Origin of the sequence: Accumulibacter sp., from assembly GCF_023806625.1 — a bacterium.
Lineage (GTDB): Bacteria > Pseudomonadota > Gammaproteobacteria > Burkholderiales > Rhodocyclaceae > Accumulibacter.
In genome coordinates this window covers 12930-29930 of sequence record NZ_JAMTDX010000110.1, presented here as the reverse complement: position 1 = coordinate 29930, position 17001 = coordinate 12930, and the positions used below count along the sequence as shown (strand labels likewise).

The 17001-nt window shown below is 65.2% G+C and carries 15 protein-coding genes; 5 read left to right on the top strand and 10 right to left on the bottom strand.

Going from position 1 to position 17001, the window contains the following annotated elements; genetic code table 11:
* Positions 1–28 precede the first annotated feature (28 nt).
* Complete coding sequence (locus NFW05_RS17355; RefSeq protein ID WP_295309866.1) at positions 29–1219, top strand: class I SAM-dependent methyltransferase; 1191 nt, start codon at positions 29–31, stop codon at positions 1217–1219.
* 116 nt (positions 1220–1335) lie between these two features.
* Here NFW05_RS17355 and msrA read toward each other — a convergent pair whose 3' ends face one another.
* Both msrA and msrB read right to left on the bottom strand, forming a co-directional pair.
* Positions 1336–1926, bottom strand: coding sequence for a peptide-methionine (S)-S-oxide reductase MsrA (msrA, locus tag NFW05_RS17350; RefSeq protein ID WP_295309864.1), 591 nt, complete (start codon positions 1924–1926; stop codon positions 1336–1338).
* A gap of 23 nt (positions 1927–1949) precedes the next feature.
* Complete coding sequence (gene msrB, locus NFW05_RS17345) at positions 1950–2459, bottom strand: peptide-methionine (R)-S-oxide reductase MsrB (RefSeq protein ID WP_295309863.1); 510 nt, start codon at positions 2457–2459, stop codon at positions 1950–1952.
* Positions 2460–2906: 447 nt separating this feature from the next.
* On the opposite strand from msrB, the gene NFW05_RS17340 reads away from it, so the two are divergent.
* From NFW05_RS17340 to NFW05_RS17330, 3 genes are all read left to right on the top strand, one after another.
* Positions 2907–3998, top strand: a complete 1092-nt coding sequence (locus tag NFW05_RS17340) for a GTP-binding protein (RefSeq protein ID WP_295309862.1) — start codon at positions 2907–2909, stop codon at positions 3996–3998.
* 83 nt (positions 3999–4081) lie between these two features.
* A complete protein-coding gene (locus NFW05_RS17335) occupies positions 4082–4663 on the top strand; it encodes a DOMON-like domain-containing protein (protein ID WP_295309860.1) in 582 nt (193 codons plus the stop codon).
* Positions 4664–4675: 12 nt separating this feature from the next.
* Complete coding sequence (locus NFW05_RS17330) at positions 4676–5887, top strand: DUF1343 domain-containing protein (RefSeq protein WP_295309858.1); 1212 nt, start codon at positions 4676–4678, stop codon at positions 5885–5887.
* A gap of 287 nt (positions 5888–6174) precedes the next feature.
* Here the strand turns inward: NFW05_RS17330 and glmM are convergent, their stop codons facing one another.
* The 4 genes from glmM to NFW05_RS17310 form a co-directional block, all read right to left on the bottom strand.
* Positions 6175–7542 (bottom strand): phosphoglucosamine mutase, encoded by a 1368-nt coding sequence (gene glmM / locus NFW05_RS17325; protein WP_295309856.1) that lies wholly within the window; start codon positions 7540–7542, stop codon positions 6175–6177.
* Between the two features lie 104 nt (positions 7543–7646).
* Complete coding sequence (gene folP, locus NFW05_RS17320) at positions 7647–8489, bottom strand: dihydropteroate synthase (RefSeq protein WP_295309855.1); 843 nt, start codon at positions 8487–8489, stop codon at positions 7647–7649.
* Positions 8490–8556: 67 nt separating this feature from the next.
* Positions 8557–10440 (bottom strand): ATP-dependent zinc metalloprotease FtsH, encoded by a 1884-nt coding sequence (gene ftsH / locus NFW05_RS17315; RefSeq protein ID WP_295309854.1) that lies wholly within the window; start codon positions 10438–10440, stop codon positions 8557–8559.
* 117 nt (positions 10441–10557) lie between these two features.
* Positions 10558–11178, bottom strand: a complete 621-nt coding sequence (locus NFW05_RS17310) for an RlmE family RNA methyltransferase (RefSeq protein ID WP_295309853.1) — start codon at positions 11176–11178, stop codon at positions 10558–10560.
* A 21-nt stretch (positions 11179–11199) separates the two neighbouring features.
* Here NFW05_RS17310 and NFW05_RS17305 point away from each other — a divergent pair, with 21 nt between their 5' ends.
* Positions 11200–11586, top strand: coding sequence for a YhbY family RNA-binding protein (locus NFW05_RS17305; RefSeq protein WP_295309851.1), 387 nt, complete (start codon positions 11200–11202; stop codon positions 11584–11586).
* A gap of 54 nt (positions 11587–11640) precedes the next feature.
* On the opposite strand, the gene NFW05_RS17300 is transcribed toward NFW05_RS17305, so the two are convergent.
* The 4 genes from NFW05_RS17300 to carA form a co-directional block, all read right to left on the bottom strand.
* The gene (locus tag NFW05_RS17300; protein ID WP_295309850.1) at positions 11641–12102 is read right to left on the bottom strand and encodes a DUF4149 domain-containing protein; all 462 of its coding nucleotides are present in this window, start codon (positions 12100–12102) and stop codon (positions 11641–11643) included.
* Between the two features lie 10 nt (positions 12103–12112).
* Entirely contained in the window at positions 12113–12589 is a 477-nt protein-coding gene (gene greA, locus NFW05_RS17295; RefSeq protein ID WP_295309848.1) for a transcription elongation factor GreA, read from the bottom strand.
* A gap of 62 nt (positions 12590–12651) precedes the next feature.
* Positions 12652–15858 (bottom strand): carbamoyl-phosphate synthase large subunit, encoded by a 3207-nt coding sequence (carB, locus tag NFW05_RS17290; protein WP_295309847.1) that lies wholly within the window; start codon positions 15856–15858, stop codon positions 12652–12654.
* Positions 15842–16999, bottom strand: coding sequence for a glutamine-hydrolyzing carbamoyl-phosphate synthase small subunit (gene carA, locus NFW05_RS17285; protein WP_295309845.1), 1158 nt, complete (start codon positions 16997–16999; stop codon positions 15842–15844). Before carA ends, carB begins: the two co-directional genes overlap by 17 nt.
* Positions 17000–17001 lie beyond the last annotated feature (2 nt).

Sequence of the window (17001 nt, the reverse complement as noted above, 5' to 3'; positions counted from 1 at the left end):
GGCGGGCTCCTCGCAAGGAACACCGAGCATGGCCCAAATCGTACTGATGCCGGGCAGGGATCGCCCGCTCACGCACCGCCATCCGTGGATCTTTGCCGCAGCAGTGGACCGCCTGGTTGGCCGCGCCCGACCGGGTGACACGGTCGACGTACTGGCTGCCAACGGCAGACCGCTTGCCCGGGCGGCGTGGAGCCCGCAATCGAAAATCCGCGGCCGGGTGTGGACTTTCGATCCTCAGGAGGTCATCGACGACGCTTTCTTCAAGCGCCGCGTCGAGGCTGCGGTCCAGCGTCGTCGGCTGATGCCGGAACTCCGTGGCCAGGAGGGTTTGCGCCTCGTCCACGGCGAGTCCGATGGCTTGCCCGGGGTGATCGCCGATGGTTATCGGGACACCGTCGTCGTTCAGTTGACCTCGGCCGGGGCTGACAAGTGGCGCAAGGCGATCGTTCGCGCCGTCCAGCTGGCGACGGGCTGCGCGAGGATCTTCGACCGTTCCGATTCCGAAGTTCGCCGGCTCGAAGGGCTCGAACCGGTGACCGGTTGGGCACTCGGCGAAGCGCCCGATGCGCCGCTTTCGATCGTCGAGTACGGCGTGCGCATGCGCGTCGACGTCGTTGCCGGACACAAGACAGGTTTCTACCTCGATCAGCGCGAAAACCGTCTGTTGACACGCGAACTCGCGCGCGGCAGGCTGGTCCTCAACTGTTTCTGCTACACCGGGGGCTTCTCGCTTCAGGCGCTCGCTGGCGGCGCAAGGCACGTCCTGTCGATCGATTCATCGGCGCCGGCGCTGCGCATGGCCGAGGAGAACCTGGCGATGAATCCCGAACTTCGCTCCGATTGTGTCGAGTGGCGCGAGGCCGACGTGTTCGAAGAAATGCGGGCGCTGAGGAGCCAGGGCCGGCGCTTCGATCTGGTCATTCTCGATCCGCCGAAGTTCGCTCCGTCGATAGCTCATGCCGAGCGCGCTGCGCGAGCCTACCGCGACATCAATGTGCTCGGCTTGCGTCTGCTCAATCCCGGCGGGCTGTTGATGAGCTTTTCGTGCTCGGGCGGTATTCGCCGCGAGCATTTTCAGCAGATCGTCGCCGAGGCGGCCGTCGATTCGGGGCGTGAAGTGCGCATTCGGAGGCGGCTCGCGGCATCGCTCGACCACCCCGTCCTGCTCAGCTTCAGCGAAGGCGAGTACCTCAAGGGGCTGCTCTGCGAAGCCGACTGAGAGGTTGTGCAGAAATCGTCACGAGCAGGCCGATCGGACAGGAGCGACTGAGCAACGCCGCAGATTGGTCGCCGAGTAGATCCATGCACAACCTCTGAGCGAAGGTCGCCGCCTGCTCAGCGATGTGCCGGGGGCTTTCCCCAGATCTCCTCGATTCGCTGGTCACGGCCGCAGGACTGGCGATAGTAGGCGTAGCGCAGCGGGTTCTTGCGGTAATAGTCTTGGTGATACTCTTCGGCCGGGTAGAAGGCCGACGTGGCGACGATCTCGGTCTCGATGCGCGGCAGCTTGCCAGCCTTGAGCAGTGCGTCACGGCTCGACTCTGCGGCCAGCCGTTCGTCTTCGCTCTGCCAGTAGATGCCGGTACGGTATTGCGTGCCGACGTCGCAGAACTGGCGGTTCCGGACGGTCGGATCGATGTGCCGCCAGAAATAGTCGAGCAGTTGTGCGTAGCTCAGCTTCTGCGGATCATAGGTCACCCGCACGGCTTCGGCGTGACCGGTCTTCCCCGAACTGACCTGCTCGTAAGTCGGATTCCTGGTCTGCCCGGCAGTGTAGCCCGATTCTGCGGCGAGCACTCCCGGGAGCTTTTCGAAATCGGCCTCGAGGCACCAGAAGCAGCCGCCTGCGAAGATCGCCGTGCGCGGCGCGGCGCGCGGCGGATCGCCGGCTGCGCCGGCGGTCACCGAACAGAGGCCGAGGATCAACGCCAATCCTCCTGCGCCGGTTCTCATGTGCGCAGGTCTGGCAGCTTCTCGCTGCGCGGAACGAACAGCAGGGCCACGCCGTTGTTGCAGTAACGCTTGCCGGTCGGCTTCGGTCCATCGTTGAACACGTGACCCTGATGCCCTCCGCAGCGCGCGCAGTGGTACTCGGTGCGCGGATAGATCAGCCTGAAGTCGGTTTTCGTGGCCAACGCTCGCGGCAGTGGTTCCCAGAAACTTGGCCAGCCGGTCCCGCTCTCGTACTTCGTCGAACTGTCGAACAGCGGCCAGTAGCAGGCCGCGCAGATGAACGTGCCGTCACGCTTCTCATGATTCAGCGGGCTGCTTCCGGCGCGCTCGGTTCCCTCGTCGAAGAGGACGTGGAATGCATCTGCCGGCAGCAGGGCCGCCCATTCGGCCTTCGATTTGTTGAGCCTGCCGTCCGGGTCCCCGGCCGCCGCCGGACCCGGAGCCACGGCCGGAATGATCAGCGCCGGAATTCCGGTCAGCCATCTCAGTGTCTGTCTGCGATCCATAGTCCTTCCTCCATCGAAGCGATTCGCCATGCCGGCCTTGCCGCCCGGCTGGGCGATGGCAACCGGTTCGGTCGTGCTCTTGCCCGGTCGTCGGGCGGACGCCTTCGGCGCCAGCGTCTCGAACGGCTCCTCAGTGCGCCAGGGCGGCGGTGCCTGCAGTCAGCCGGCCGTCCAGCCGCTCTGCGAGTAGTCGAAGACGTCCGGTCAACCTTACATCGTCGTGCACCGGAGAGGCGCCGATGTGTCCGAGACACCGGCCCGGGCGACTTCGTTCCATCGGTCGGCCAACTGTGCTTAAATGATCGGCGATCAGGACTGCTGACCGGTGCCGGGGCGCCCTGGGGCGCAGGCCGGTCATGCATGATCCGGCGGGGGGCGTTGGGTTGCGCGCAGGATTAGATCGACGCGCGGGAGAGTGGCGCGGGCTGGCGGGGCCATGCGATGGCGATGAGCGCGAAGATTCCGGTGACGATTCTGACCGGCTTCCTTGGGGCGGGCAAGACGACCTTGCTCAACCGTCTGCTCGGGCAGCCGGTTCTTGCCGATGCGGCGGTGCTGATCAACGAGTTCGGCGCGGTGGCCGTCGACCACCATCTGGTGCAGAAGATCGACGAGGCGATCGTCGTCCTCGATTCGGGCTGTCTGTGTTGCAGCGTTCGCGGTGAAATGGCGACCAGCCTGCGCGACCTGTTCATGCGGCGCTTGCGGCGCGAGATTCCATCGTTCTCGCGCGTGCTGATCGAGACGAGCGGACTGGCCGATCCGGCGCCGACCATCCATACCCTCCGCGAGGACTTTTTCCTCGCCGATCGCTATCGGATGGACGCCGTTCTCACGGCCGTCGCGGTGACCCATTTCGTCGATCAGCTCGATCGCCATCGCGAGGTGCTCCGCCAAGTCGCCCTGGCCGATGATCTGCTGCTGACCAAGTGTGATCTGGCGACGGACGAGCAGATCTCGGACGTCGGCCGTCGTCTGCAGCGGATCAACCCCGGCGCGAGGCAGATCGAAGTCCGTGCAGGCCAGTTGGCTGCGGCGAGTGACATCTTCGCGAATGGATTCTACGATCGCGCGGAAGAGGCGGCGAGGGTCGTTCCCTGGCTCGCCGAACAGAGGGTCGCCGAACTGCTGGCCAGCGATGGCTTTCGCCCTGACGCGCGTGCGACACGCCACGACGCGCAGGTGCGCGCTTTCGTCATTCGTTTCGCCGAGCCGGTGGCCTGGGCCGATTTTACCGAGGCGATCGATCTCTTGCTCGACACCTGTGGTCCGCGCATCCTGCGCCTCAAGGGGCTCGTCGCGGTGACCGGCGAGCCCGGGCCGCGAGTGGTGCAGTGCGTGCAGCACGTCCGCTACCCCGAGTGGAGCCTTCCCGCCTGGCCTGACGCCGACCGGAGGAGCCGACTCGTCCTGATCGTGGATGCCCTGGCCCGTGAGATCGTCGACGGCGCGTTCGCCGCTTTCTGCGGCGTGACCGTGTCGCGCGACCCGCTTGCGGCCGGCAATCCGCGGGTTTCGTCGCCGGCGGCTGGTCGATGACAACTGGCCAGCAAAGCGTGATGAGCGACGCCGCCGGGGGCCGTCCAGCGGATTCATTCATCGCCTCCGGGTGAACGGCAGCGATGTGGCCGACCGATTTCACGCAGTTTCTGACCTGTCACCCGGCGACGCCCGGGCCAGCCGTAAGGACGATCGAGGTCCATGCCGAGCGTACCGCCGGGGGTGGGCTCGAGCTCGCTTACCGGCTGCGTGGAGACATCGCCCGGCTGCGGATTCCCGGCCCGCAGCAGCCAGGCCACAGCGACGGCCTATGGGAACACACCTGCTTCGAGGCCTTCGTGGCAGTCGCCGGGGAACCGGCCTACCACGAGTTCAATTTCTCGCCGTCGGGTGCCTGGGCGGCCTATGCCTTCGCTGGTTACCGCCGGCGTGACGATCGGCGGACGCTGCTCGCCGCTCCGGAACTCGCCGCCCGACTGTCGGCAGGCAGATTCGAACTCGAAGTGCTGATCCCCACTTCGCTGCTGCCGGCGCTGCCGGTTGCGGTGACCTGGCAGATCGGGCTCTGCGCGGTCATCGAGGCTGCCGACCTCGTCGATGGTCGCCACAGCTACTGGGCATTGCGCCATCCCGTCGCGCTGCCCGATTTCCATCACCGCGGCGGCTTCGCTCTCGAACTGCCGCCGTCCGGACCTGTTGCCTGAAAGGAACTGGCCATGCCCGCTTGCGAATTCGGACTCGACCGCCTGGTTGCTGACGCGAAGCTCCGCGAACCGCTGCGCGGCCAGCGCCTTGCCCTTCTCGCACACCCGGCGTCGGTCACGGCGAATCTGACGCATGCGCTCGATGCGCTGGCTGCGCTTCCGGATCTCCGGCTCACCGCCGCCTTCGGCCCTCAGCACGGACTGCGCGGCGAAAAGCAGGACAACATGGTCGAGTCAGACGACTTTCTCGACCGTGTCCATGGTATCCCGGTCTTCAGCCTGTATGGGGCGGTGCGTCGCCCGACCCGAAGCATGCTCGATGGCTTCGACGTTCTGATCGTCGACTTGCAGGATCTCGGTTGTCGCATCTACACGTTCGTCACCACGTTGCGCTACCTGCTCGAGGCTGCGGCGGCGACCGGCAAGGCGGTGTGGATACTCGATCGCCCCAACCCCCTTGGACGGCCGATCGAGGGCCTGCTGTTGCGGCCCGGCTGGGAGAGCTTCGTCGGCAGCGGGTCGCTGCCGATGCGCCATGGTCTGACTTTGGGCGAACTCGCCTGCTGGTTCGTCAGCGCGCTCGCTCTCGATCTGGATTGTACGGTGATCCGGATGCACGGCTGGCTGCCCGAAGAGGCACCAGGCTACGGCTGGCCAGCCGGCGAGAGGAGCTGGATCAATCCGAGCCCGAACGCCCCGAATCTGTCGATGGCGCGCTGTTACCCCGGCACCGTGCTGCTCGAGGGGACGACCTTGTCCGAAGGGCGGGGTACGACCCGCCCGCTCGAGATTTTTGGGGCGCCTGACCTTCCTGCCGGCCAGGTGATCCGCACGATGCACGCGCTGGCCCCGGAGTGGCTTGCCGGCTGCAGCCTGCGTGAGTGCTGGTTCGAGCCCACCTTTCACAAGCACGTCGGCAGACTGTGCAACGGGGTACAGGTCCACGTCGATGGGCCGCACTACCGCCATGACGCTTTCCGTCCCTGGAGGCTCCAAGCGCTGGCTTTCAAGGCGGTGCGCCAGATCGATCCGGCGTATCCGCTCTGGCGGGACTTTGCCTACGAGTACGAGTACGAGCGTCTGGCGATCGACCTGATCAACGGCTCGCCGATCCTGCGTGAGTGGGTCGACGACCCGGAAGCTTCGGTAGCCGATCTCGAGGCGATCAGCCGGATCGACGAGCAGCGCTGGGAACTCGAACGCAGGGAGTTTCTTCTTTACTGAGCGTGGCGCATCCGGTCTGGGTCAGGTCGCAGTGCGTCAGGTTGGCCGTTCGAGGCCAACCCGCCAGCCGACGTGGCGAAGCCGTCGAGCCGCTCTTGGGCGTCGAATCGACGCTCCGGCAGGTCGCGTGGGCGGATTCCCAAGCGGGCTGATGGCGAAGGTCGGGGATCGATTTCCTGCGCTGCCAATCGGCTGCCTGGCTCACGCGGCCGTTTCGTGCATTCCTGAACCGCCCTGGCGTTTTCTCTCGTTCCTCGACCGCTCTCGGGAATTCTGCTGACCACCGCTCAGGAGGATACCGCTTCGCGAACCGCGTCGGCCAGCCTCTCGGCCGCGCGGGCCACGCTCGCCGCGTCCTGGCCTTCGACCATCACCCGCAACAGCGGCTCGGTTCCTGACGCGCGCAGAAGCACGCGTCCGCAGCCCTCGAGTTCGTGTTCCACTTCGCTCTGCGCTGCGCCGATCAGCGGGTGATCCTTCCACGGGAAGCCCTTGCTCAGCGCAACGTTGATCAGTCTCTGCGGGTACAGCTTGAGACCACCGAGGAGCTGCTGCAGATCACATCCCTCTTCGCGGAGCGCGCAAAGGACCTGCAGCGCGGAGACGATGCCGTCACCGGTCGTATGGCGATCCAAGCAGAGAATGTGCCCGGAATTCTCGCCGCCATACAGCCAGCCCTTCTGGCGCAGCATGTCCATGACGTAGCGGTCGCCGACCGCCGCGCGAGCGAAGGGCACGTTGCATTCGCCGAGAGCGTGCTCGAGCGCGAGGTTGCTCATCAGCGTCCCGACGACACCGGCGACCGGCCCTTGGCGCAGGCGACTGCGCACGAGGGCGAACAGCAACTGGTCTCCGTCGTAGACCTGGCCCTGGGCATCGACCATGATCACCCGGTCACCGTCGCCGTCGAGAGCGATGCCGAGGTCGGCGCACTGCTCGACCACCGCCTGACAGAGCGCCCCAGGGGCGGTCGCCCCGACCTCCTGGTTGATGTTCAGGCCATTGGGTTCCGTACCGATGCTCGTCACCTCGGCACCGAGTTCATGGAAAACGTGCGGTGCGATGTGGTACGCGGCGCCGTTCGCGCAGTCGATGACCATCTTCAGGCCGCGCAGGTCCATGTCGAAGGGGACGGTGCTCTTGCAGAACTCGATGTAGCGCCCGTCGGCGTCGTCGATTCGCCGTGCGCGACCGAGGCCGGCCGACGGCACGCAGGTCAGTGGCTCGTCGAGCGCGGCTTCGATTTCCTCTTCGACCTCGTCGGGCAGCTTGGTTCCTCGGGCAGAGAAGAACTTGATCCCATTGTCGTAGTACGGATTGTGCGACGCGGAGATGACGATTCCGGCCTGCAGGCGCAGCGCACGGGTCAGGTAGGCGATCGCCGGCGTCGGCATCGGTCCGACGAGACAGACATCGACGCCGGCGGCCGAAAAACCGGCCTCGAGCGCGGCTTCGAGCATGTACCCGGAGATCCGGGTGTCCTTCCCGATCAGCACGGCCGGCCGCTCGCCAGCCTTGGCGTGCGCGCGACTCAGGTCATGGGCGGCGAGCACCTTTCCGGTGGAATGACCCAGATGCATCACGAAATCGGGGGTGATCGGGGTCTCGCCGACCCGGCCGCGAATCCCGTCGGTGCCAAAATGCTTCCTTGCCACGGTGCTTTCTCCCCAGTGCGGTGGACCTCTGATGGCGGTCCTTCAAAGCCTCATTCTATGCGAATCGTCGACCGGGATCTGCCAACAAGGACACCTTTCGTCGCTCACTCCGCGCCGGATCGTTCGACTGCGCGCCAGACGGCCAGGGCGTCGCGAGTCGCCGCGACGTCGTGCACGCGCAAGATCGCTGCGCCGTGCTCGGCGGCGATGACCGCCGCAGCGACACTCGCCGCCAGGCGATCCTCCACCCGGCGGCCGGTGATCGCCCCGAGCATCGACTTGCGCGAAATGCCGGCCAGCACCGGCAGCCCTTCGAGAGCCAGTTCGTCCAGGTGCCGCAGCAGTTCGAGGTTGTGTCGCAGGGTCTTGCCAAAACCGAAACCAGGATCGAGCACGACGCGCTCGATCGAGACTCCGGTCGCTTTGGCCGCTGCCAGACGATCGGCGAGGAAGTCGCGTACCTCGGTGACGACGTCGTCGTACCGCGGGTCGGTCTGCATGGTTCGCGGTTCCCCCTGCATGTGCATCAGGCAGACCGCGCAGTCGCTGTCGGCTACCGCGCGCAGGGCTCCCGGCATGCGCAGCGCGTAGATGTCGTTGATCATCGACGCGCCGTGGGCCAGTGCTGCCGCCATCACCTCGGGCTTGTAGGTGTCCACGGAAAGCGGAACGCCGCAGCCGCTGAGCTCGGCGAGGATGGGGATGAGGCGGCCAAGTTCTTCGTCGGTCGGAGCGGGAATGGCGCCGGGGCGCGAAGACTCGGCGCCGAGATCGATGATGTCGGCACCCTCGCCGATCAGCCGTCGCGCGTGGCGGGCCGCGCGGGTGACGTCGCTTGCCACACCGTCGCCGGAAAACGAATCCGGCGTCAGGTTGACCACCCCCATGATCAGCGGGCGATGGCCGGGAAGGACGAACTTCCCGCAGCGCCAAATCGTCGCAGTCATCGGCTCGCCGGCAAGCGTGATCTGCCGCGCTTGGCTAGCGGCGCAGCGGCTGCTTCTTCAGCGCGCCTCAGGCCGGCGCCGTGGCGCTCGGCGCGGCATCGGGCGTGTTGCGGTCACCAGGGCTCGGCGACTGTACCTGGGGCTGCCTTGGCGGGCGCGGCGGCTTGCCCTCCATGATGTCGTTGACCTGGTCGGCGTCGACCGTCTCGAGTTCGAGAAGCGCGCTGGCCATCGCTTCGACCTTGTCACGGTGTTGTTCGAGCAGGCGCCGCGCAAGACCGTACTGCTCGTCGATGATCCGGCGGATTTCGGCGTCGACCTTTTCCATCGTCGCCTCTGACAGGTTCTTGTGGGTGGTCACCGACCGGCCGAGGAAAACCTCGCCTTCATTCTCGCCATAGACCATCGGGCCGAGTGCGTCGGACATCCCGTAGCGCGTGACCATGTCGCGGGCCATCTGGGTAGCCCGCTCGAAGTCGTTCGAGGCGCCGGTGGTCATCTGATTCATGAACAGTTCTTCGGCGATCCGTCCCCCGAAAAGCACCGCGATCCGGCTCAACAGGTAGACGCGGTCGTACGCATACCGGTCTTCCTCGGGCAACTGCATGGTCACACCGAGTGCCCGACCGCGCGGGATGATCGTCACCTTGTGCACCGGGTCGGACTTCGGCAGCAGTTTGGCGACGACCGCGTGGCCAGACTCGTGAAACGCCGTGTTGCGCCGCTCCTCTTCGCTCATCACCATGCTGCGCCGCTCGGCGCCCATCATGATCTTGTCCTTGGCCTTCTCGAAGTCCTCCATGTCGACCAGACGCTTGTTGCCGCGAGCCGCAAAAAGCGCCGCCTCGTTGACCAGGTTGGCCAGGTCTGCGCCCGAAAAGCCGGGCGTTCCACGGGCGATGATGTCGGCCTTGACGTCGGGCGACAGCGGCACCTTGCGCATGTGCACGATGAGAATCTGCTCGCGTCCGCGGATGTCCGGCAGCGGGACGACGACCTGGCGATCGAAGCGCCCCGGACGCATCAGCGCCGGATCGAGCACATCCGGGCGGTTCGTCGCCGCGATGACGATCACTCCGACGCTACCCTCGAATCCGTCCATCTCGACGAGCATCTGGTTCAGCGTCTGCTCGCGCTCGTCGTTGCCGCCGCCGAGGCCGGCGCCGCGCTGGCGCCCGACCGCGTCGAGTTCGTCGATGAACACGATGCACGGGGCGTGTTTCTTGGCGTTCTCGAACATGTCCCGAACGCGCGCCGCGCCGACTCCGACGAACATTTCGACGAAGTCCGATCCCGAAATCGAGAAGAACGGCACCTTGGCTTCGCCGGCAATCGCCTTGGCGAGCAAGGTCTTGCCGGTTCCCGGGTTGCCGACGAGCAGCACGCCCTTCGGGATTCGTCCGCCGAGCTTCTGGAACTTCGACGGGTCGCGGAGGAAGTCGACGAGTTCCGCCACTTCCTCCTTGGCCTCGTCGCAGCCCGCGACGTCAGAGAAAGTCACGGTATTCGACGACTCGTCGAGCAGCCGAGCCTTGCTCTTGCCGAATGAGAACGCCCCACCGCGTCCCCCGCCCTGCATCTGACGCATGAAGAAGATCCAGACTCCGATCAGCAGCAGCATCGGGAACCAGCTGACGAAGACACTCATCAGGAACGACTGTTCTTCCTCGGGCTTGGCCTCGATCTTGACGCCGTGCTTCAGCAGGTCGGAGACCATCCACAGATCGGGTGGCGCATAGGTCGTCAGCTTCCGTCCGTCAGTCGTCGTTGCCTTGAGCACCCGGCCTTCGATGACCACCTTGGCGATCGTCCCCTTGCCGACTTCCTCGATGAATTGCGAGTACTCCATCGAAGACTGGGCGACCTGGCGATTGTTGAACTGGTTGAATACGGTCATCAGCACGAGTCCGATGACCAGCCAGATCGCCAGATTCTTGAACATGTTATTCAACCTGTCACCTTTTCCCTCTCGTCCGGTGCCGGATGCGCTTTGGTAACTTCACCCGACGATCAAACCACATTCTAAACTGATTCGCAGTCAGCAAAGCAAACCGGCCGGTGCCACGGATCAGCTTTTCGGCATCCTGCCCAGCAGATAGAGCTCAGCACTCCGGTCGCGCGACGCACCCGGCTTGCGCGTCAGAACGGCGCCGAAGCCCTTGCGCATTTCGGTGAGCAATTTCGCGAATTCACAACCCTGAAAAACTTTGACCAGCAAAGCACCGTCGGGTTTCAGCCAGCGTCGCGCGAAATCGAGAGCGCGGGCGGCGAGATCAGCGGCGAGCGCCTGGTCGCGGATTGCTATACCCGAGATATTGGGCGACATGTCCGAAAGGACAAGGTCCACACGCTGTCCGGCGAGCAGCGTTTCGATCTGGCGGAGGACACCCGGATCGGCGAAGTCGCCGCGCACGAAGAGCACCTCAGGCAGCGGCGGCATGTCGAGGAGGTCGACGGCGATGATCCTCCCGTGGCCCTTGAGCCGCTCGCTGGCAAGCTGCGACCAGCCGCCCGGCGCCGCGCCGAGGTCGATGATCAGACTGCCAGGGCGGATCAGATGGTCCCGGTCGTCGATCTCGGCGAGCTTGTAGGCGGCGCGCGAGCGGTAGCCCTCGATCTGTGCGCGCCGCACGTAGCTGTCGCTCATGTGCTCGCGCAACCAGGCGTTGCTCGACCGGCTTCGTTTCATCAGCTGAAAGCCGTTAGAATCGTGTTTTCACGAGAGGTAACCAGCATGCTGGCGATCACTTCCGCAGAGCGATGCCGGTTGCGCGCCCGGGCTCATCCGCTGAGTCCGGTCGTCGCGATCAGTCACAACGGCCTCAGCGACTCGGTGCTCAGGGAGATTGCCGTCAGCCTGGCGAGTCACGGATTGATCAAGATCCGCGTCGATAGCGATGACCGCGAGGCGCGCGAAGGTTTGCTCGTGACACTGTGCGAGAAACTCGAGGCTGCGCCGGTCCAACACATCGGCAAACTGCTGATCATCTGGCGCCCGCAGACCGACCAGCATTCCGGATCGGCGACGCCGGCAGCGCGGCGCGACGAAGGGCGGCGCAGCAAGCGCAGCTTCCAGGGGAGTGGAACGGGCCGCTGATCGGCCGAGCCGTGTCTTGCCGCCTGGCGCGGGCCAGTTCGGCGACCGGGTGGTTCAGCGCGCGCCACGGAAGGTGGTCACGAGCAGCAGACCGAGCAGGCTCTGAACGACGTAGAGCAGGCTCGAGATGCCGTGCCAGGCAGAAAAGCGGTCACGCAGGACGCTCTCCATGACTTCGCGAGGCAGGGCGTCGGCCTTGAGCTGCGCAAGCAGCGGCTGAATGCCGAACAGGCTCACCGCGGTGAGCAGCAGCATGACCAGAATCAGCCAGAAACTGCCGCGGCGCAGGGCGGCGCCACGCCAGCGGTAGATCAGGAAGGCAACCAGGTAAGTCGCGCAGGCCAGTCCCACCCAGCCAGCAAGTTCGAATATCGCGCCGGCCAGAGTCCCGGCGAGCGGCCGGTTGCCGCGCAGTTCGGCAAACAGGGCGGGTGCGACCACCAGCCCGGTCGTCCACAGGCCGCCGATCCACAGCGTCAGCGCGACATCACACAGCGCATCGGCAACGCGTCGCATGAACACATCCCTACTCGTAGCGGACTTCGATGACTTCGTACTCGCGCAGTCCGCCCGGGGCCTGGACCTCGGCGATGTCCCCGGCAAACTTGCCGATCAACGCCCGGGCCATCGGCGAATTGATCGAGATCTTTCCGGCCTTGATGTCCGCCTCATCCTCGCCGACGATCTGGTAGCTTACGCGGGCGCCGCTCTCCTGGTCTTCGAGTTCGATGGTCGCTCCGAAGACACAGCGGCCGTCGGCGTCGAGCAGCTTCGGGTCGATGATCTGCGCGTTGGCCAGCTTGTTCTCCATGTCCTTGATTCGTCCCTCGATGAAGCCCTGCCTTTCCTTGGCGGCATCGTACTCGGCGTTCTCCGACAGATCGCCGTGCGAACGCGCTTCGGCAATCGCCGCAATCGCTTGCGGCCGCTCGATCGTCTTCAGATGATGCAGTTCGGCGCGAAGCTTCTCGGCGCCCCTGACGGTCACAGGTACCTTGCTCATATCGTCTGCTGCCGCGAAAAAAGCCGCCGATGCCTGCCAGGGGACCGGTTCGACGGTGTTGACTAGTTCAGCTGCGCGTGCAAGTCCTGGAGCGGATAGACGACCAGCTCGCCGCGATTCCTGATCCCGGCTGTGGCCGCCTCTGCACCCCAGATGGTCGTGTAGATGGTCACCCGTGCGGCGAGACCGGACGTCCGGATCGACCGCGAGTCGTTGATTGCCTTGCGCTTCTCGTCGACGGTGTTGATGATCAGGACGATCTCGTTGTTCTTGATCATGTCGACGACGTGTGGGCGGCCCTCGGTCACCTTGTTGACGGTGGTGACCGCCACGCCAGCCGCAGCGATCGCCGCCGCGGTTCCTCGGGTGGCGAGGATCGTGAAGCCCGCAGCTTCGAGCTGGCGCGCGATGCCGACAGCCCTCTGCTTGTCCGACTCCTTGACGCTGACGAAAACCTGTCCTGACGTCGGCAGCCGCACGCTGGCGGCCATCTGGCTCTTGACGAAGGCTTCCGAAAAGCTCCGCCCGACGCCCATCACTTCGCCGGTGGACTTCATCTCGGGGCCGAGGATGGTGTCCACGCCGCGGAACTTGATGAACGGAAAAACCGCCTCCTTGACCGAATAGTAGGTCGGGATCACCTCGTGGGTGATTCCCTGGCTGGCCAGCGACTTGCCGACCATGCAGCGCGCGGCGATCTTGGCCAGCGGCAGGCCCGTCGCCTTGGACACGAAGGGCACGGTGCGCGAGGCCCGCGGGTTGACCTCGAGCACGAAGACGACACCGTTCTGGATCGCGAACTGGACGTTCATCAACCCGCAGACCTTCAGGCCACGAGCCATCAGACGCGTCTGCCGGCGGAGTTCGTCCTGGATGTCCGCGGACAGCGAGTAGGGAGGCAGCGAGCACGCCGAGTCGCCCGAGTGGACCCCGGCCTGTTCGATGTGCTCCATCACCCCCCCGATGAACACCTGTTCGCCATCACTCAGTGCATCGACATCGACTTCACAGGCGTCGTTGAGGAAGCGGTCGAGGAGGACCGGGGAATCATTCGACACCTTGACGGCCTCGCGCATGTAGCGCTCGAGGTCGCGCTCCTCATGGACGATCTCCATCGCCCGACCGCCGAGCACGTACGAGGGGCGGACGACCAGCGGGTAGCCGATCTCCGCGGCCATGCGCAGCGCTTCGCTTTCGTTTCGGGCGGTGCGGTTCGACGGCTGTCTGAGGCCGAGGTCGTGGAGCAGTCTCTGAAAGCGCTCGCGGTCCTCGGCGGCGTCGATCATGTCCGGGCTCGTACCGATGATCGGCACGCCGTTGGCCGCCAGGTCGCGCGCCAGCTTGAGCGGGGTCTGTCCGCCGTACTGGACGATCACCCCAAAGGGTTTCTCGACGGCGACGATCTCGAGTACGTCTTCGAGCGTCAGCGGCTCGAAGTAAAGGCGATCCGAGGTGTCGTAGTCGGTCGACACGGTTTCCGGATTGCAGTTGACCATGATCGTCTCGTAACCGTCTTCACGCAGGGCGAGTGCCGCGTGTACGCAGCAGTAGTCAAACTCGATTCCCTGACCGATCCGGTTGGGTCCGCCGCCGAGGACGATGATCTTCCGCCGATCGCTCGGGTTCGCTTCGCACTCCTCCTCGTAGGTCGAGTACATGTACGCCGTGTCGGTGGCGAATTCAGCGGCGCAGGTATCGACGCGCTTGTACACGGGACGGATGCCGAGCGTGTGCCGCAACTGGCGCACTTCGCTCTGCGATGAGCGCATCAGCACGGCGAGGCGCTTGTCCGAGAATCCGGCACGTTTGAGTTGCCAGAGTTCGTCTCTGGACAACGATTCGAGCGGTCGGCCGCGAACCCGCTCGGCCTTCTGATGGAGGTCCTTGATCTGGGCGAGGAACCAGCGGTCGATCGCCGTCAGGCGGTGGACGTCCTCGATCGACAGGCCGATCCGGAAGGCGTCGGCGAGGTACCAGATGCGCTCTGGCCGCGCCTCGCTGAGCGCCATCTCGATTTCCTCGCGATCGGCACTTTTCTCGTCGAAGCCATCGACGCCGACTTCGAGTCCACGCAACGCCTTGTGCAGAGACTCCTGAAAGGTGCGCCCGATGGCCATCACTTCACCGACCGACTTCATCTGCGTCGTCAGGCGGGAATCGGCTTCGGGAAACTTCTCGAAGGCGAAGCGCGGAACCTTGGTGACCACGTAGTCGATCGACGGCTCGAACGACGCGGGCGTCCGGCCCCCGGTGATCTCGTTGGCCAGTTCGTCGAGCGTGTAGCCGACGGCCAGTTTCGCCGCAACCTTGGCGATTGGAAAGCCGGTTGCCTTCGAGGCCAGTGCCGACGAGCGCGAGACGCGCGGATTCATCTCGATGACGATCATCCGCCCGTCGTGGGGGTTGATCGCGAACTGGACATTCGAACCGCCGGTATCGACGCCGATCTCGCGCAGCACCGCCACCGCGGCATCGCGCATGATCTGGTACTCCTTGTCGGTCAGCGTCTGCACCGGCGCGACGGTGATCGAGTCGCCGGTATGCACGCCCATCGGATCGAAGTTCTCGATCGAGCAGACGATGATGCAGTTGTCGTTGCGGTCGCGAACGACCTCCATCTCGAATTCTTTCCAGCCGATCAGCGATTCCTCGATCAGCAGTTCGCGCGTCGGGCTCGCCTCGAGGCCGCGCTTGCAGATTTCGACGAATTCCTCGTGGTTGTAGGCGATCCCGCCGCCCGAGCCGCCCATCGTGAACGACGGCCTGATGATCGCCGGATAGCCGATCATCGCCTGCACCTGCAGGGCTTCCTCGATCGAATGGGCGACGGCTGAACGGGCCGATCCGAGGCCGATCCGGGTCATCGCCGCCTTGAACTTCTCGCGATCCTCGGCCTTGTCGATCGCGTCGCGCGTCGCGCCGATCATTTCCACGCCGTACCGTTCGAGAACGCCGTGCCGGGCGAGGTCGAGTGCGCAGTTCAGAGCCGTCTGCCCGCCCATCGTCGGCAGCAGGGCGTCGGGCCGTTCGCGGAGAATGATCTTTTCGAGCACCCTCCAGGTGATCGGCTCGATGTACGTGACGTCGGCCATCTCCGGGTCGGTCATGATCGTCGCCGGATTCGAGTTGACCAGGATGACCCGATAGCCTTCCTCGCGCAGTGCCTTGCAGGCCTGTGCGCCGGAATAGTCGAACTCGCACGCCTGACCGATGACGATCGGTCCCGCACCGATGATCAGAATGCTCTTCAGGTCAGTGCGCTTGGGCATCTTGGAAATTCCGGTCGTGCATCATCCTGACGAAGCGGTCGAAAAGGTATCCGATGTCGTGCGGGCCGGGGCTGGCCTCCGGGTGCCCCTGGAAGGAGAAGGCCGGCACGTCCGTGCGCGCGATTCCCTGCAGCGAGCCATCGAACAGCGACACGTGGGTGGCCTGGAGATTTTCGGGCAGAGTCTCGACATCGACGGCAAAGCCATGATTCTGGCTGGTGATCAGAACCTGACCGGTGTGCAGATCCTTGACCGGGTGATTGGCCCCGTGATGCCCGAACTTCATCTTGACGGTCTTCGCGCCCGAGGCCAGCGCGAGCAGCTGGTGACCAAGGCAGATGCCGAGAGTCGGCAGCTTCCTGTCGAGAATCTCGCGGATCGCCGCAATCGCGTAGTCACACGGCTCGGGGTCACCGGGTCCGTTCGACAGCAGGACACCGTCCGGCCGGAGATCGAAGACCCTGGCCGCGGGCGTCTCCGCGGGAACGACGGTCAGCCGGCAGCCACGTGTCGCGAGCATGCGCAGGATGTTGTGCTTGATTCCGAAATCGTAGGCCACGACGTGGTAGCGGCCTGCCGGGCCCGGCCGGTAGCCGCTCAGGCTCCATTGCCCTTCCGACCAGTCGTAGGGCGCCTTGACGCTGACCACCTTTGCCAGATCCATTCCCGCCAGCCCCGGGAACGCGCGCGCTTCGGCCAGAGCGCGCGACTCTTCGACCTCACCGGCGAGGATGCAGCCCGACTGGGCGCCCTTTTCGCGCAGGATGCGCGTCAGCCGGCGCGTGTCGATGCCGGCGATGGCGACGATCCCGTGTCGGCGCAGGTAGTCGCCGAGCGATTCCTGCAGTCGCCAGTTCTCCGCCCGGACGGGCAGATCGCGGATGACCAGCCCGGCGGCATGATTGCCCCGCGACTCGAAGTCCTCGTCGTTGCAGCCGACGTTGCCGATGTGCGGATAGGTCAGCGTGACGATCTGCCGGCTGTACGAGGGGTCGGTAAGGATCTCCTGATACCCGGTCATCGCGGTGTTGAAGACCACCTCGCCGCTGGTGATGCCTCCGGCCCCTGCCGCCAGGCCTCGGAAGATCGTGCCATCGGCGAGAGCCAGGATGGCGGGCGGAAGTGCGGGTAACAAGGACACGA

Coding starts and splice junctions, on each gene's coding strand:
- NFW05_RS17355 (WP_295309866.1), top strand. CDS start 29: ATGGCCCAAATCGTACTGATGCCGGGCAGGGATCGCCCGCTCACGCAC.
- msrB (WP_295309863.1), bottom strand. CDS start 2,459: ATGGATCGCAGACAGACACTGAGATGGCTGACCGGAATTCCGGCGCTG.
- NFW05_RS17340 (WP_295309862.1), top strand. CDS start 2,907: ATGAGCGCGAAGATTCCGGTGACGATTCTGACCGGCTTCCTTGGGGCG.
- NFW05_RS17335 (WP_295309860.1), top strand. CDS start 4,082: ATGTGGCCGACCGATTTCACGCAGTTTCTGACCTGTCACCCGGCGACG.
- NFW05_RS17330 (WP_295309858.1), top strand. CDS start 4,676: ATGCCCGCTTGCGAATTCGGACTCGACCGCCTGGTTGCTGACGCGAAG.
- folP (WP_295309855.1), bottom strand. CDS start 8,489: ATGACTGCGACGATTTGGCGCTGCGGGAAGTTCGTCCTTCCCGGCCAT.
- NFW05_RS17310 (WP_295309853.1), bottom strand. CDS start 11,178: ATGAAACGAAGCCGGTCGAGCAACGCCTGGTTGCGCGAGCACATGAGC.
- NFW05_RS17300 (WP_295309850.1), bottom strand. CDS start 12,102: ATGCGACGCGTTGCCGATGCGCTGTGTGATGTCGCGCTGACGCTGTGG.
- greA (WP_295309848.1), bottom strand. CDS start 12,589: ATGAGCAAGGTACCTGTGACCGTCAGGGGCGCCGAGAAGCTTCGCGCC.
- carB (WP_295309847.1), bottom strand. CDS start 15,858: ATGCCCAAGCGCACTGACCTGAAGAGCATTCTGATCATCGGTGCGGGA.